Origin of the sequence: Pseudomonas sp. F(2018), assembly GCF_005508865.1 — a bacterium.
GTDB lineage: Bacteria > Pseudomonadota > Gammaproteobacteria > Pseudomonadales > Pseudomonadaceae > Aquipseudomonas.
Genome location: NZ_SCOM01000003.1, coordinates 281572 through 296490 on the forward strand (window position 1 = coordinate 281572; position 14919 = coordinate 296490).

The 14919-nt window shown below is 67.5% G+C and carries 14 protein-coding genes and 1 other RNA gene; 5 read left to right on the forward strand and 10 right to left on the reverse strand.

Annotated features, from left to right (window positions below):
• Positions 1–57 precede the first annotated feature (57 nt).
• The 10 genes from gcvP to FFS62_RS15275 form a co-directional block, all read right to left on the reverse strand.
• On the reverse strand, positions 58–2931 hold the full coding sequence (gene gcvP / locus FFS62_RS15230; protein WP_137973679.1) for an aminomethyl-transferring glycine dehydrogenase: 2874 nt from the start codon (positions 2929–2931) through the stop codon (positions 58–60).
• Positions 2932–3033: 102 nt separating this feature from the next.
• The gene (gene gcvH / locus FFS62_RS15235; RefSeq protein ID WP_137973680.1) at positions 3034–3423 is read right to left on the reverse strand and encodes a glycine cleavage system protein GcvH; all 390 of its coding nucleotides are present in this window, start codon (positions 3421–3423) and stop codon (positions 3034–3036) included.
• A gap of 87 nt (positions 3424–3510) precedes the next feature.
• Complete coding sequence (gcvT, locus tag FFS62_RS15240; protein ID WP_137973681.1) at positions 3511–4593, reverse strand: glycine cleavage system aminomethyltransferase GcvT; 1083 nt, start codon at positions 4591–4593, stop codon at positions 3511–3513.
• Between the two features lie 162 nt (positions 4594–4755).
• Entirely contained in the window at positions 4756–6375 is a 1620-nt protein-coding gene (locus FFS62_RS15245; protein WP_137973682.1) for an iron ABC transporter permease, read from the reverse strand.
• A 176-nt stretch (positions 6376–6551) separates the two neighbouring features.
• The gene (locus FFS62_RS15250) at positions 6552–7553 is read right to left on the reverse strand and encodes an extracellular solute-binding protein (protein ID WP_137973683.1); all 1002 of its coding nucleotides are present in this window, start codon (positions 7551–7553) and stop codon (positions 6552–6554) included.
• A 109-nt stretch (positions 7554–7662) separates the two neighbouring features.
• Complete coding sequence (locus FFS62_RS15255; RefSeq protein ID WP_137973684.1) at positions 7663–8880, reverse strand: 2-octaprenyl-3-methyl-6-methoxy-1,4-benzoquinol hydroxylase; 1218 nt, start codon at positions 8878–8880, stop codon at positions 7663–7665.
• A gap of 9 nt (positions 8881–8889) precedes the next feature.
• On the reverse strand, positions 8890–9372 hold the full coding sequence (locus FFS62_RS15260) for a DUF4442 domain-containing protein (RefSeq protein WP_137973685.1): 483 nt from the start codon (positions 9370–9372) through the stop codon (positions 8890–8892).
• 148 nt (positions 9373–9520) lie between these two features.
• Positions 9521–10705 carry a 2-octaprenyl-6-methoxyphenyl hydroxylase gene (gene ubiH / locus FFS62_RS15265; protein ID WP_137973686.1) on the reverse strand — a complete coding sequence of 395 codons (1185 nt, stop codon included), beginning with the start codon at positions 10703–10705 and terminating at the stop codon, positions 9521–9523.
• A 4-nt stretch (positions 10706–10709) separates the two neighbouring features.
• Entirely contained in the window at positions 10710–12044 is a 1335-nt protein-coding gene (gene pepP, locus FFS62_RS15270) for a Xaa-Pro aminopeptidase (protein WP_137973687.1), read from the reverse strand.
• Positions 12045–12053: 9 nt separating this feature from the next.
• Positions 12054–12608: a YecA family protein gene (locus FFS62_RS15275; protein ID WP_137973688.1), complete on the reverse strand. Its 555-nt coding sequence runs from the start codon at positions 12606–12608 to the stop codon at positions 12054–12056.
• A gap of 157 nt (positions 12609–12765) precedes the next feature.
• Between FFS62_RS15275 and FFS62_RS15280 the strand changes: the two genes are divergently transcribed.
• The 5 genes from FFS62_RS15280 (at position 12766) to FFS62_RS15300 (ending at position 14918) form a co-directional block, all read left to right on the forward strand.
• Positions 12766–12975 (forward strand): TIGR02449 family protein, encoded by a 210-nt coding sequence (locus tag FFS62_RS15280; protein WP_137973689.1) that lies wholly within the window; start codon positions 12766–12768, stop codon positions 12973–12975.
• The gene (locus FFS62_RS15285) at positions 12972–13286 is read left to right on the forward strand and encodes a cell division protein ZapA (RefSeq protein ID WP_137973690.1); all 315 of its coding nucleotides are present in this window, start codon (positions 12972–12974) and stop codon (positions 13284–13286) included. The genes FFS62_RS15280 and FFS62_RS15285 overlap by 4 nt, the downstream gene beginning before the upstream one ends.
• 34 nt (positions 13287–13320) lie before the next feature.
• A non-coding RNA gene (gene ssrS / locus FFS62_RS15290) (6S RNA) lies at positions 13321–13499 on the forward strand.
• 8 nt (positions 13500–13507) lie between these two features.
• The gene (locus FFS62_RS15295; protein WP_137973691.1) at positions 13508–14107 is read left to right on the forward strand and encodes a 5-formyltetrahydrofolate cyclo-ligase; all 600 of its coding nucleotides are present in this window, start codon (positions 13508–13510) and stop codon (positions 14105–14107) included.
• Between the two features lie 361 nt (positions 14108–14468).
• Positions 14469–14918 carry an EVE domain-containing protein gene (locus FFS62_RS15300; RefSeq protein ID WP_137973692.1) on the forward strand — a complete coding sequence of 150 codons (450 nt, stop codon included), beginning with the start codon at positions 14469–14471 and terminating at the stop codon, positions 14916–14918.
• Position 14919: the final 1 nt, after the last annotated feature.

Sequence of the window (14919 nt, forward strand, 5' to 3'; positions counted from 1 at the left end):
TCGTCCTGAAAATAAAGAGGCCGCCCATTGGGCGGCCTCTTTGCTGGCGCGGAGCGCTTACTCGCGGTAGTCGTCCATCGGCACGCAGGCGCAGAACAGGTTGCGGTCGCCGTAGACGTTGTCCACGCGGTTCACCGCCGGCCAGTACTTGTGCGCGCGGGTGTGGGCGGACGGGGTCACCGCTTCCTCGATGCTGTACGGCCGCTCCCACACGCCGATCACGTCGGCCAGGGTGTGCGGGGCACGCTTGAGCGGGTTGTCCTCGGCCGGCCATTCGCCGGCGGCGACCTTGGCGATCTCGGCGCGGATGCTCAGCATGGCCTCGATGAAGCGATCCAGCTCTTCCTTCGACTCGCTCTCGGTAGGCTCGATCATCAGCGTGCCCGGTACCGGGAAGCTCATGGTCGGCGCGTGGAAGCCATAGTCCATGAGGCGCTTGGCCACGTCTTCCTCGCTGATGCCGGTCTCGGCCTTGAGCGGACGCAGATCCAGGATGCACTCGTGGGCGACGCGGTCGTTGCGGCCGCTGTACAGCACCGGGAAGGCGCCGGCCAGCTGGCTGGCCAGGTAGTTGGCGTTGAGGATCGCCACTTCGGTGGCGGTGGCCAGCTGCGGGCCCATCATGGCGATGTACATCCAGCTGATCGGCAGGATGCTCGCGCTGCCCCAGGGTGCGGCGCTGACCGCGGTGTTCTGCGGGTTCGGGCCCTGCAGCTCGACCACCGGGTGGTTGGCGACGAAGGGCGCCAGGTGCGCGCGCACACCGATCGGGCCCATGCCCGGGCCGCCACCGCCGTGGGGGATGCAGAAGGTCTTGTGCAGGTTCATGTGCGACACGTCGGCGCCGATATCGGCCGGACGCGCCAGGCCGACCTGGGCGTTGAGGTTGGCGCCGTCCATATAGACCTGGCCGCCGAAGCCGTGGACCACCTCGCAGATCTCGCGGATGCCTTCCTCGTACACCCCATGGGTCGACGGGTAGGTGATCACCAGGCAGGACAGCTTGTCGCCGGCCTCGGCGGCCTTGGCCTTGAGGTCGTCCATGTCGACGTTGCCGGCGGCGTCGCACTCCACCACCACCACGCGCATGTTGAGCATCTGCGCCGAGGCCGGGTTGGTGCCGTGGGCCGAGGCCGGGATCAGGCAGATGTCACGGTGACCGTCGTTGCGGCTCTCGTGGTACTTGCGGATGGCCAGCAGGCCGGCGTACTCGCCCTGGGCACCGGAGTTGGGCTGCATGCAGATGGCGTCGAAGCCGGTGATGGCGCGCAGCCAGGCTTCCAGCTCGTCGATCATCAGCTTGTAGCCGGCGGCCTGCTCGCGCGGGGCGAAGGGGTGCAGGTTGCCGAATTCCGGCCAGGTCACCGGGATCATCTCGCTGGTGGCGTTGAGTTTCATGGTGCAGGAACCGAGCGGGATCATGGCCTGGTTCAGGGCCAGGTCCTTGTTCTCCAGGCGCTTGAGGTAGCGCAGCATGTCGGTTTCGCTGTGGTGGCTGTTGAACACCGGGTGGGTCAGGTAGCCGGAGGTACGCTGCAGGCCGGCCGGGATGCCTTGCGGCACTTCACCGGCATCCAGCGCGGCCACGCTCAGGCCGTGGTCGGCGCCGAGGAAGATGGCCAGCAGCTGCTCGACGGTCTGCGCCGAGCTGGTCTCGTCGAGGCTGACGCCCAGCTTGCCGCGACCGAGGATGCGCAGGTTGATGCGCGCGGCCTTGGCCGACTCGAGGATGGCGGTCTGCATGCCGCCGACATCCAGGGTCAGGGTGTCGAAGAAGAACTGGTTGTCGCGCTGGATGCCCTTCTGCGCAAGGCCCTCGGCCAGCACGGCGGTCAGGCGATGCACGCGCTGGGCGATGCGCTTGAGGCCTTCCGGGCCGTGGTACACGGCGTAGCAGCTGGCCATGTTGGCCAGCAGCACCTGCGAGGTGCAGATGTTCGAATTCGCTTTTTCCCGGCGGATATGTTGCTCGCGGGTCTGCAGGGCCATGCGCAGCGCGGTATTGCCACGGGCATCCTTGGACACGCCGATGATGCGGCCCGGCATGGCACGCTTGAACGCGTCGCGGGTGGCGAAGAAGGCCGCGTGCGGGCCGCCGTAGCCCATCGGTACGCCGAAGCGCTGCGCCGAGCCGAGCACCACGTCCGCGCCCAGTTCGCCCGGCGGGGTCAGCAGCAGCAGGCTGAGCAGGTCGGCAGCCACGCAGGCCAGGGCGTTCTGCGCGTGCAGCTGCTCGATCAGCGGCTTGATGTCACGGATCTCGCCATGGGTGTCCGGGTACTGCAGCAGGGCGCCGAACACGTCGAGGCCGGCCAGCTGCTCCAGCGCACCGACCTGGACTTCGATGCCGAAGCCTTCGGCGCGGGTCTGCACCACGGAAATGGTCTGCGGGTGGCAGTTCTCGTCGACGAAGAACACATTGCTCTTCGACTTGGCCACGCGCTTGGCCAGGCCCATGGCCTCGCCGGCGGCGGTGGCTTCGTCGAGCAGCGAGGCGCTGGCCAGGTCCAGGCCGGTCAGGTCGATGGTCAGTTGCTGGAAGTTCAGCAGCGACTCCAGGCGACCCTGGGCGATTTCCGGCTGGTAGGGGGTGTAGGCGGTGTACCAGCCCGGGTTCTCCAGCAGGTTACGCAGGATCACGGTCGGGGTGATGGTGCCGTGGTAGCCCATGCCGATCAGGTTGGTCCACAGCTGGTTCTGCTCGGCGTAGCCTCGCAGCTTGGCCAGGGCGCCCTGCTCGTCCAGCGCCGCCGGCAGGTCCAGCGGGCGGTTGAGGCGGATGGCCGGCGGCACGGTCTGCACGATCAGCTCTTCGCGGCTGGCGACGCCGAGGGCGTCGAGCATGGCCTGTTCTTCACGGGCGTCCGGGCCGAGGTGGCGGCGGAGGAAGGCATCGGGCTGTTGCAGTTGATCGAGACGGGGCGTGGACATAGCAGGGCTCTCGGAAAATGACAGAGCCTCGACGGATCGAGGCTCGACAGCGGAAATCGTGATCCTTGATGGCGGGCCGCGTGCTAGACGCGGCCATCAGCCTCAGGCATCGGCGGAGCAGACGGCTTCGTAGCCGGCGGCGTCGAGCAGCTCTTCCAGCTCGGCCGGGTTGCTCGGCTGCAGCTTGAAGAACCAGGCGGCGTAGGGGTCGCCGTTGACCTGCTCGGGAGCGTCGGCCAGGGCCTCGTTGACGGCGAGGACTTCGCCGGAGAGCGGGGCGTAGATGTCCGAGGCGGCCTTCACCGACTCGACCACACCGGCTTCCTGGCCGTTGGCCAGTTGCTTGCCGACTTCCGGCAGCTCGACGTAGACCACGTCGCCCAGGGCTTCCTGCGCGTGGTCGGTGATGCCCACGGTGACCGAGCCATCGGCCTCCAGGCGGATCCACTCGTGGCTGGCAACGTAACGCAGGTCGGCGGGGATATTGCTCATGTCGGTACCCTCGAAATCAGTGGGGGCGGAAGACCCGCCCGGAAAATTTAGCAGTTGGAGCGGGAGCCGCAGCTCCGCCCGGTCGAATCAGATGACGGCCTTGCCGTTGCGGACGAAATTCGCTTGCACGACCCGTACCGGATACCACTTGCCGCGGATTTCCACCTCGGCGCGATCGCTGGTGGCGGCCGGCACGCGGGCCAGAGCGATGGACTTGTTGAGGGTCGGCGAGAAGCTGCCGCTGGTGATCTCACCCTCGCCCACGCCTTCCACCCGCACTACCTGGTGGGCACGCAGCACGCCGCGCTCCTCCAGGACCAGGCCGACCAGCTTCTGCTGATCGCCGGCGGCGCGCTGGGTCTCCAGGGCGCTGCGGCCGACGAACTGGCGCTCGGCCGGTTCCCAGGCGATGGTCCAGCCCATATTGGCGGCCAGTGGCGAGGTTTCCTCGTCCATGTCCTGGCCGTACAGGTTCATGCCGGCTTCCAGGCGCAGGGTGTCGCGGGCGCCCAGGCCGATCGGAGCGATGCCGGCGCCGACCAGTTCGTTGAGGAAATCGGCAGCCTGGGCGGCCGGCAGCATGATCTCCAGGCCATCCTCACCGGTGTAGCCGGTGCGGGCGATGAACCAGTCGCCTTCCGGCAGGCCCTGGAACACCTTGAGTTCGTTGATCAGCGCGGCGCGAGCCGGGGACACCAGCTCGGCGGTCTTGGCCCGGGCATTGGGGCCCTGGATGGCGAGCATGGCCAGTTCGGCGCGCTCGTTCAGCTTGACCTCGAAGCCGGCGGTCTGCGCCTGCATCCAGGCCAGGTCCTTGTCGCGGGTGGCGGCGTTGACCACCACGCGGTAGCCCCAGTCGGTGAGGTAGACGATAAGGTCGTCGATCACCCCGCCACGCGGGTTGAGCATGCCACTGTAGAGCGCCTTGCCAGGCGTCTTCAGGCGTTCCACATCGTTGGCCAGCAGATGCTGCAGCCAGGCCTTGGCCTGGGCGCCGGTGACGTCGACCACGGTCATGTGGGAGACGTCGAACACGCCGCAGTCGCGGCGCACCTGGTGGTGCTCCTCGACCTGGGAACCGTAGTGCAACGGCATATCCCAGCCGCCGAAATCGACCATCTTGGCGCCGAGCGCCAGATGTTGTTCATACAGGGGTGTACGCTGTCCCATGGAAAACTCCTCAAACGGGCCCTGCCCTGGTGGGCACGGGCTCATGGACGGCTGCGTCAGCAGGCGCGCATTGTAGCCCCGACGCGCCGCCCGGTCACCTCGATAGCCGACCGACCAGTCGATGTCGAGCGGATCGCGCCAGCCAGAGCCGGGCGGCCCGCCCTAGTGCCCCGGCTGGCGGGCGGAACGGCGGATCAGGCCGATCACCGGCAGCAGGCCGACCAGCACCAGGGTCAGTGCCGGCAACGCGGCGCGGGCCCACTCGCCCTCGCTGGTCATCTCGAAGATGCGCACCGACAGGGTGTCCCAGCCGAAAGGCCGCATCAGCAGAGTGGCCGGCATCTCCTTGAGCACATCGACGAACACCAGCAACGCGGCCGACAGTGCGCCCGGCACCAGCAGCGGCAGGTAGACGCGCAGGAACAGCGCCGGCCCGCCGACACCGAGACTGCGCGCGGCCTGCGGCAATGACGGGCGGATGCGCGCCAGGCCGTTCTCCAGCGGGCCGTAGGCCACCGCCATGAAACGCACCAGGTAGGCCAGCAGCAGCGCCGCCAGGCTGCCCAGCAGCAGCGGCTTGCCGGCGCCACCGAGCCAGGCGGACAACGGGATCACCAGCTCGCGGTCGAGGAAGCTGAAGGCCAGCATGATCGACACCGCCAGCACCGAGCCGGGCAGCGCGTAGCCGAGGTTGGCCAGGCTCACCGCACTGCGGATCGGCCGGGTCGGCGCCTGGCGGCGGGCGAAGGCCAGCAGCAGCGCCACGGCCACGGTGATCAGCGCGGCCAGGGCGCCAAGGGACAGGGTGTGCAGGATCAGGCCGGCGTAGCGCTCGTCCAGATCGAAGCGGCCGCGCTGCCAGAACCACACCAGCAGCTGCAGCAGCGGCACCACGAAGGCGCAGACGAACACCAGGCCGCACCAGGCGCTGGCGGCCAGGGCCTTCCAGCCATGCAGGCGGTACAGCGCCTTGCCGCGCGGCCGTTCGCTGGCCGGGCGACTGGCGCCACGGGCGCGCCGCTCGCCGTAGAGCACCAGCATCACCGCCAGCAGCAGCAGGCTGGCCAGCTGGGTGGCGCCGGACAGGCTGTAGAAGCCGTACCAGGTCTTGTAGATGGCGGTGGTGAAGGTATCGAAGTTGAACACCGCCACCGCGCCGAAGTCGGCCAGGGTCTCCATGATCGCCAGCGCCAGCCCGGCGCCGATGGCCGGCCAGGCCATCGGCAGCGCCACGCGCCAGAACGCCTGCCAGGGCGACTGGCCGAGCACCCGCGCCGCCTCCAGCAGGCCACGGCCTTGGGCCAGGAAGGCGCTGCGCGCGAGCAGGTAGACGTAGGGGTAGAACACCAGCACCAGCACCGTGATCACCCCGCCGGTGGAGCGCACGCGGGGCAAACGGATACCCGTGCCGAACCACTCGCGCAGCAGGCTCTGCACCGGGCCCGAGAAATCGAACAAACCGATAAAGACGAAGGCCAGCACGTAGGCCGGAATGGCGAAGGGCAGCATCAGCGCCCAGTCCAGCCAGCGCCGGCCGGGGAACTCGCAGAGGCTGGTGAGCCAGGCCAGGCTGACGCCGAGCAGCGTCACGCCGACGCCGACGCCGAACACCAGCACCAGGGTGTTGCCCAGCAGGCGCGGCATCTGGGTATCCCACAGATGGCTCCAGATCTCGCCATCGATCTCGTGCCAGGACAGCACCAGCACCGACAGCGGCAGCAGCACCAGGGCGGCGATGGCAAAGGCGATGGGGTACCAGCGGCGCTGGACGGGATGACTCACGCGAACTCCTGGCGGGCGAAAACGAGACGCCCCGGGCGGGCCGGGGCGTCGAGAGTATAACGGCAGAGCAGGTGCTGGACGCGCCCTCTCCCGCTATGGGAGAGATTGGGGAGGGGCCTTAGCGCCGCAGCCCTCTCGCCCAGCCCCTCTCCCACAAGTGGGAGAGGGGAGTCCGATCAGTTCCAGCCGACCCTGTCCATCATCCTGATCGCCTCGGCCTGGCGCTTGCCGGCCACCTCCACCGGGATGCTATCGGCCTTGAACTCGCCCCAGGCCGCCACTTCCGCCGACGGCTTGACCGCCGGGTTGGCCGGGAACTCCTGGTTGATCTCGGCGAACAGGCCCTGGGCCTCCGGCGTGGTCATCCACTCGACCAGCTTCTTCGCCGCCTCCGGGTTCGGCGCGTGCTTGGTCAGGCCGACGCCTGACAGGTTGACGTGCACGCCACGGTCGCTCTGGTTGGGCCAGAACAGCTTGGCGCGCAGCTGCGGGTTTTCCTTGTGCAGGCGGCCGTAGTAGTAGGTGTTGACGATGCCGACGTCGCACTGGCCGGCATCCACGGCGAGGATCACCGCGTTGTCGTCGGCGAACACGTCGGTGGCCAGGTTGTTCACCCAGCCCTGCAGGATCTGTTCGGTCTTCTCGGCGCCATGGGTCTCGATCAGGGTGCCGGTGAGCGATTGGTTGTACACCTTCTTGCTGGTGCGCAGGCACAGGCGGCCCTCCCACTCGGGACCGGCCAGCGCTTCGTAGGTGGTCAGCTCGCCCGGCTGCACGCGCTCGGTGGAGTAGACGATGGTCCGCGCGCGCAGCGACAGGCCGGTCCAGGCATGGTTGCTGGAGCGGTACTGGGCCGGGATGTTGGCGTCGATCACCGGCGAGGTGAAGGGCTGCAGGATGCCCATCTGCTCGGCCTGCCACAGGTTGCCGGCGTCCACGGTGATCAGCAGGTCGGCCACGCCGTTCTCGCCCTCGGCCTTGATGCGCTGCATCAGCGGCGCTTCCTTGTCGGTGATGAACTTGATGTTCACCCCGGTCTTGGCGGTGTAGGCGTCGAAGACCGGCTTGATCAGCTCGTCGATGCGCGAGGAGTAGACCACCACTTCCTCGGCGGCCGTGGCGGAACCGGCGGCGGCGCTCAAGGCCAGAACGGCGAGCAGGCGTTTGGACAGCGACATGGCGAAGGCTCTCGTGACTGCGGAAAGATCACAAATGATAGTGACTCGCAGCTGAGAGCTGTAGCGATTTTATGTCGCAGTGTTTCACCGGCCGCAGTCGCCGCCGGCCTCAGGCGCTGGCCAGCTCGGGCAGATCACCGACCAGGCCAAGCGCGCGGCGGACGAACAGGGCCTTGGCATCCGGCAGCTCGTCGACCCAGTTGAGACCGCTGTTGCGCAGCAGGCGGATCGGCAGCGGGTCGGCCTGGAACAGGCGCTCGAAACCCTCCATGGCCGCCATCATCGCCAGGTTGTGCGGCATGCGCCGACGCTCGTAGCGGCTGAGCACGCGCACATCGCCCGGCTGCTCGCCGCGCTGCAACGCGTGCTGCAGGACCTCGGCCAGCACCGCGGCGTCGAGGAAGCCGAGATTGACGCCCTGGCCGGCCAGCGGATGGATGCTGTGGGCGGCGTCGCCGATCAGCGCCAGGCCGCTCTCCACGTAGCGCTTGGCGTGACGCTGGCGCAGCGGGATGCACACCCGCGGGTCGACCGCGGTCACCGGGCCCAGGCGCCATTCGAAGGCCTTGCCCAGCTCGTGGCGGAAGGCCTCGTCGTCCAGCGCCATCAGGCGCTCGGCCTCGGCCGGCACGGTAGACCAGACGATCGAGCACCAGTGCTCGTCGCCCTGGCGGCTGAGCGGCAGGAAGGCCAGCGGGCCGTCGTCGGTGAAGCGCTGCCAGGCGGTGAGCCGGTGCGGCCGCTCGCAGCGCACGCTGGTGACGATGGCGTGGTGCAGGTAGTTCCATTCGCGGGTGGCGCAGCCGGCCAGGCGGCGTACCGCCGAGTTGGCACCATCGGCGGCCACCAGCAACGGCGCGCGCAGCTCGCGGCCGTCAGCCAGGGTCAGCAGCCAGCCGTCGCCGGAGCGGCGCAGCTGCTCCAGGCGGGCGTTGCCGAGCAGGCCGATCTGACTGCCGTGCAGGCGTTCGAGCAGGGCGTCCTGGACCACACGGTTCTCGACGATATGGCCGAGCACCTCGGCATGCACGCTGGCCGCCGAGAAGTGCACGCTGCCGGTGCCGGAACCGTCCCACACCTGCATGTCGCGATAGGGCGAGGCGCGCCGGGCGGCGATGCCGCCCCACACGCCGAGGCGCTCGAGGATGCGCTGGCTGGCGGCGGACAGGGCACTGACCCGCGGCTCGAAGGCGCCGCCAGCATCGAAGGGTCTGACGCTGAGCGGGCCGCCGTCGACCACCAGGATCTCCAGGCCGCTGTGTTCCAGGGCCAGGGCCAGGGCGCTGCCGACCATGCCGGCGCCAACGATGATCAGGTCCGCTTGCATGACTTGTCCTTAAGCGGCCTGGCGGGCGCGCGGTTTGAGGCGTACGTAGAGGGTCTTGTGCACGCTGGCCACCAGGGTGCCTTCGCCGTCGCGGATGTCCACCTGCAGCTGCGGCAGGTACTTGTTGCCGCCCGCCGTGTGCTCGCGAATGTCGGCGAGCAGGGCGTCGTCGACCCGGAAGTCGGCATACACCGCGCCCTTGCCGGGGCTGACGAAGTCGATGCTGGCGGCCTTGTCCCAGACGATGTAGTCGCGCCCCAGCAGCTGCATCAGCATGAGCACGTAGAAGGGGTCGGTCATGCTGTACAGCGAGCCGCCGAACTGGGTGCGCACGTAGTTGCGATTGAAGCGCGACAGGCCCATGCGCACCCGCACGCGGCGAAAGTCCGGGCTGATCTCGCGCACGCGGATGCCGGCACCCAGGTAGGGCGGATGGAGGTTCAGGCCCAGACGCATCAATCGGGAAAGACGGGCCAGCTTGCGATCACTCATACAGTTCAGAACCTGTTTACGATCTTCTGGATTAGAGCCAGACAAGGCAAAAACGGCCGAGGAAGCGGAGTGTACAAGTAGTACATGAGCATTCCGAGGCCGTTTTTAACGCCGTATGGCCGACAGCCAGGAGATCGTAAACAGGTTCTCACAGACTACGGGTGCCGAGGCCCATGGCCTGGCGGGCGAACCAGCGCTTGGCTGGCGGCAACAGATCGAGGCCGAGCAGGCCGAGGGTACGCCCGGCCACCAGCAGCGACTCGTCGCGGCCGAACAGACGGGTGACGCGGTCGGAGAAGCCGACGGTCAGCGCCTGGTCCTGGCTCTGCCGCGCCAGGTAGCGCTGCAGGCCGGCGAAATCGCCGGGTTGCTCGCCGCCTGCCAGCAGGATCTCGGCCAGGGCCTGGGCATCGCGCAGCGACAGGTTGAAGCCCTGCCCCGCCACCGGATGCAGGCTGTGCGCGGCGTTGCCGAGGATCACCAGGTGCGGACGCACCTGCTCGGCGGCCTCCACCAGCGCCAGCGGGTAGACATGCCGCGCGCCAACCTGGCGCAAGCTGCCCAGGCGGTAGCCGAAGACCTGCTGCAGCTCGGCGAGGAACTCGCGATCGGGCAGTTGCTGCAGGCGCTCGGCGTCCACTGGTGGGCGGGTCCAGACCAGCGCGCAGCGCTTGTCCGGCAACGGCAGCAGGGCCAGCGGCCCCTGCTCGGTGAAACGCTCGAACGCCTGGCCGGCATGGGGTTCGGCCGGGCTGATATTGGCGATCAGCGCGCACTGGTCGTAGGGCGTGTGGCGCACGGCGATGCCGAGCTGCTCGCGCAGGCCGGAGCGGCCGCCGTCGGCCAGCACGGCCAGGTCGCAATCGAGGCTGGAGTCGTCGCTGAGGAACAACCGGTAGCCGTCGTCCAGCGCCTCCATGCGGGTCACTTCCGCCGGGCAGCGCCACTCGACCACTTCGGGGTCCAGCGCACGCCACAGGCAATGGCCCATCCAGGCATTTTCCAGCACGTAGCCCAGGGCCGGCACGCCTTCATCGGCGGCGGACAGGCGGGTAGCGCCAAAGCGGCCCTGGTCGGACACCTGGATCTGGGTGATGGCCTCGGCCCGCTCGGCCAGCGTCGGCCACAGGCCGAGGCGCTCGAAGATCTGCCGGCTGCCGTAGGACAGCGCACTGGAGCGCGCATCATAGCTGGGCTGCCAGGCATTGCCCGGGGCGAAGGGCTCGACCAGCACGATGCGCCAGCCACGCGCCCGTGCCCCGGCCTGCAGGGCCAGGGCCAGGCTGGCCCCTACCAGGCCACCACCGACGATGGCCAGCTGCACGCGACTCATCGGCTCAGGCAGCCTGCTCGCGAGCGGCGGCCATCAGCGCCTCGATCTCGGCGACGGTCTTCGGTACGCCGTTGGTGATGACTTCGCAACCGGTCTTGGTCACCAGCACGTCATCCTCGATGCGCACGCCGATGCCGCGCCACTTCTTCGCCACCTTGTCGTTGTCGGCGGCGATATAGATGCCCGGCTCCACGGTCATGCTCATGCCCGGCTCGAGCACGCGCCACTCGCCGCCGACCTTGTAGTCGCCGACATCGTGCACGTCCATGCCCAGCCAGTGGCCAGCGCGGTGCATGTAGAAGGGTTTGTAGGCCTCGCTGGCGATCAGCTCCTCGACGTCGCCTTCGAGCAGGCCCAGTTCCACCAGGCCGGCGGTGATCACCCGCACGGTGGCCTCGTGGGCCTCGTTCCAGTGCTTGCCGGGGGCGATGTGCTTGAACGCCTCTTCGTTGGCCTTGAGCACCAGCTCGTAGATGGCCTTCTGCTCGGGCGAGAACTTGCCGTTGACCGGGAAGGTACGGGTGATGTCGCTGGCGTAGCAGTCGATCTCGCAACCGGCGTCGATCAGCACCAGGTCGCCATCCTTCAGCGGCGCGTCGTTCTCGCGGTAGTGCAGGATGCAGGCGTTCTTGCCGGCGGCGACGATGGAGCCATAGGCCGGCATCTTCGCCCCGCCCTTGCGGAACTCGTAATCCAGCTCGGCTTCCAGGTGATATTCGTAGAGCCCGGCGCGGCTGGTCTGCATGGCACGCACATGGGCACGCGCGCTGATCTCGGCGGCCTCCTTCATCACCTTGGCCTCGGCCGCGCTCTTGTACAGGCGCATGTCGTGCAGCAGGTGGTCGAGAGCGACGAACTCGTTGGGCGGCGTTGCGCCCTGACGCGCCTTGGAGCGGATCACGTTGATCCAGTCCATCAGCCGGTGATCGAATTCCTGGTTGGTGCCGATCGCGTAGTAGACGCGCTCGCGGCCTTCGATGAGGCCGGGCAGGATGTCGTCGATATCGCCGATGGGGAAGGCATCGTCGGCACCGAACTGCGCCACGGCGCCATCCTGGCCGGCGCGCAGGCCATCCCACAGCTCGCGCTCGGGATCACGCTCGCGACAGAACAGCACGTACTCGCCGTGCTCGCGGCCGGGAATCAGCGCCAGCACCGCCTCCGGCTCGGGGAAGCCGGTGAGGTACTGGAAGTCGCTGTCCTGGCGGTAGACGTGCTCGACGTCGCGGTTGCGGATATACACCGGCGCCGCTGGGAGGATGGCGATGCTGTTGGGTTCCATCTGCTCCATCAGCGCCTTGCGCCGACGGGCGTATTCCGCGCGGGGGATGCTGACCATGGCTGAACCTCAGTGCAGAGAAGGTTTGGGGGCGGGCGCCGCGACCTTGCCGCACTCGGCGAACAGCAGCAGCGGGGCCACGCGCAGGTATTCCATCACTTCCATATAGTCACTTTCGCCGTCCTCGGATTCCTCCAGCGCGCTCTGTACCTGAGCGATGGCGGAAAGATCCTGCAGCACTTCCATGGCCTCGGCGCTCAGCGCGGCGTTGCCGAGGATCATGCCGAAGCCGTCGAGGAAGCCCTGGCACCACTGGCCGAGGGCCTTGGCGCGCTCGCCCAGCGGCGCATCGTCGCCAGGCAGCAGCAGGACCACGGTGACGTCGCTGCCACCCAGCTCGCCCTTGACCATCTCCTGCAGACCGACCAGGGCCTGGCGCACGTTGTCGGCCGGCTCGGCGCCGAGCAATTCGACGGCATCGGCAATCCAGGCATCGGCCTCGAAGCCGGCACCGGCGCAGCTGCGACCGAGCAGCAGGCCGTGCAGTTCGGCGGGGGAAACAGGTTTGCCAGTGCTCGCCAGGAGGGCGGCGAAGGCGGCGTAGGGGGAATTCGAAATGGACATGGCAACTAGGCGCTGAATCGCGCAATCTCTAGAATGGAGGCCTCGTATCGTAGGGCCTGCGCGCCAGGGTTTCCACCGCCTCGTTGCCGCACAGCGCTTGCCGCCCCCTCCCCGCAATCCTTTATAGTGCCGAGATCACTGCCCAGGTATGGAGCCGATGGAAGACGCCGAACTGCAAGCCCTCACACGCAAGCTGGAACTGCTGATCCAGCGCGTCGAGCAGCTGAAGACGCAGAATCGCTCCCTGCTGGCCAGTGAAAAGGCCTGGCGCGAGGAACGCGCCCATCTGATCGAAAAGAACGAAATGGCCCGGCAGAAGGTCGAAGCGATGATTTCGCGCCTGAAAGCCCTGGAGCAGGACTCATGACCCAGTCGAACACCGTAACCGTGCATATTCTCGACAAGGAATATTGCATCGCCTGCCCGGCGGACGAACGCGCCAACCTGGAGAGCGCCGCGCGCTACCTGGACGGCAAGATGCGCGAGATCCGCTCCGGGGGCAAAGTCATAGGCGCTGACCGCATCGCCGTGATGGCCGCGCTGAACATCACCCATGATCTGCTGCACAAGCAGCAGCGCCTGGATCAGGAAGCCAACTCCACCCGCGAGCGCGTGCGCGATCTGCTGGATCGGGTCGACACTGCTCTGGCCGCCGATCCGGATGGCCAGACACTCTGATTGCAGAGCGGTCGAATGGGGTATACTCGCCCCGAGCTCCCTGGTGTGTTGGCCAGTCGGTGATGTCCCTGAGCCGATACGCACAACCACGGGGGTTGCCAGCGGGGCCGGTGTGCATGTCCGCCTGACGGAAAGCCTTAACGCCTCCTGCAATCTCCACCTTGAACTTTCGGGTTCAAGGGCTAACCCGACAGCGGCATGACCGGGGAGTCCAGAATTCCATGATCCTGGCTGGTGATCTATCCCGCGCGGCGCTACGCCGCCAGCTCCGCCAGGCTCGCCGCAACCTCTCCCCCCAGCAACAACAGCGCGCCGCCCGCGCGCTGTACCGGCAACTGGCCCAGCATCCGCTGTTCCGCCGCGCCCGCCATATCGCCCTGTATTTGCCCAATGACGGCGAGATCGATCCGCGCCCGTTGCTGCGTGAGGCCCAGCGTCGCGGCAAGGCGACCTACCTGCCGGTGCTCCGCGACTGGCCACGCACCAAGATGAACTTCCAGCGCGTGCATGCGCACGAGGCACTGGCACGCAATCGTTTCCGCATCGAGGAACCACAGGCGCGGCGCGCGCGCCAACGCAAGGTCTGGGCTCTGGACCTGGTGCTGCTGCCGCTGGTGGGCTTCGATCTGTACGGCGGACGCCTGGGCATGGGCGGCGGCTTCTACGACCGCAGCCTGGCCTATCGGCAACTGCGCAAAAATTGGCACAAGCCGACGCTTTTAGGAGTGGCGCATGAATGTCAGCAGGTGGACAGGCTGACTCTGGCCAGTTGGGATATTCGCCTCGGCGCGGTAGTGACGGATCGCCGCTGGCATAACTGAGACCGCCGCGCTCCCTGCGGCGATGTCAGTGGGTCATTGCTGAATCTGGCTGGACGGCGAGTCGCCCTGACGGTCCCAGAGACCCTGGGTGTAACCCGTGGTAACCATGCCCAGGCTGAATAGAATGACCAGGACCCACAAAATATCTGGCTTGCGCTTCATCGAGTTGCCTCCCCCTTTCGGCACACTACTGTTCTCTACCGGTGGCGGTGTTGTTATTGGCCGTTACGGCGGCGCCTAGCCTGGGCCATCGGCCGCCAGGAAGCGGTGAAGACCCACACATTTTTTGACGCCATCCGGCAGTCATTCGCGGGAACGATTTTCAGCCCCGCGCAAGGACCGGCAGACAGGAGCAAAGTTCATGCCTTATTGGCTGATGAAATCGGAACCCGACGAACTGTCTATCCAACACCTGAAACAGCTCGGCCGCGCGCGCTGGGATGGGGTGCGCAACTACCAGGCGCGCAATTTCCTGCGCAGCATGCAGATCGGCGATGAGTTCTTTTTCTATCACTCCAGCTGCCCGGAACCGGGCATCGCCGGTATCGCGCGCATCGCCTGCCCGGTCTATCCGGACCCCACTGCCCTGGACCCGAACAGCCACTACTTCGACGCCAAGGCCAGCGCCGAGAAGAATCCCTGGAGCGCCCTCGACGTCGAGTTCGTCGAGGCCTTCCCACGCGTGCTGCCATTGGCCAGTCTGCGCGAGCAACAGGCACTGGCCGAACTGGCCTTGGTGCAACGCGGCAGCCGCCTCTCGGTGATGCCGGTCAGTGAAGAACAATGGCAGGCCATTCTCGCCATGCGTTGAG

Coding starts and splice junctions, on each gene's coding strand:
- gcvP (WP_137973679.1), bottom strand. CDS start 2,931: ATGTCCACGCCCCGTCTCGATCAACTGCAACAGCCCGATGCCTTCCTC.
- gcvH (WP_137973680.1), bottom strand. CDS start 3,423: ATGAGCAATATCCCCGCCGACCTGCGTTACGTTGCCAGCCACGAGTGG.
- gcvT (WP_137973681.1), bottom strand. CDS start 4,593: ATGGGACAGCGTACACCCCTGTATGAACAACATCTGGCGCTCGGCGCC.
- FFS62_RS15250 (WP_137973683.1), bottom strand. CDS start 7,553: ATGTCGCTGTCCAAACGCCTGCTCGCCGTTCTGGCCTTGAGCGCCGCC.
- FFS62_RS15255 (WP_137973684.1), bottom strand. CDS start 8,880: ATGCAAGCGGACCTGATCATCGTTGGCGCCGGCATGGTCGGCAGCGCC.
- FFS62_RS15260 (WP_137973685.1), bottom strand. CDS start 9,372: ATGAGTGATCGCAAGCTGGCCCGTCTTTCCCGATTGATGCGTCTGGGC.
- ubiH (WP_137973686.1), bottom strand. CDS start 10,705: ATGAGTCGCGTGCAGCTGGCCATCGTCGGTGGTGGCCTGGTAGGGGCC.
- pepP (WP_137973687.1), bottom strand. CDS start 12,044: ATGGTCAGCATCCCCCGCGCGGAATACGCCCGTCGGCGCAAGGCGCTG.
- FFS62_RS15275 (WP_137973688.1), bottom strand. CDS start 12,608: ATGTCCATTTCGAATTCCCCCTACGCCGCCTTCGCCGCCCTCCTGGCG.
- FFS62_RS15280 (WP_137973689.1), top strand. CDS start 12,766: ATGGAAGACGCCGAACTGCAAGCCCTCACACGCAAGCTGGAACTGCTG.
- FFS62_RS15285 (WP_137973690.1), top strand. CDS start 12,972: ATGACCCAGTCGAACACCGTAACCGTGCATATTCTCGACAAGGAATAT.
- FFS62_RS15295 (WP_137973691.1), top strand. CDS start 13,508: ATGATCCTGGCTGGTGATCTATCCCGCGCGGCGCTACGCCGCCAGCTC.
- FFS62_RS15300 (WP_137973692.1), top strand. CDS start 14,469: ATGCCTTATTGGCTGATGAAATCGGAACCCGACGAACTGTCTATCCAA.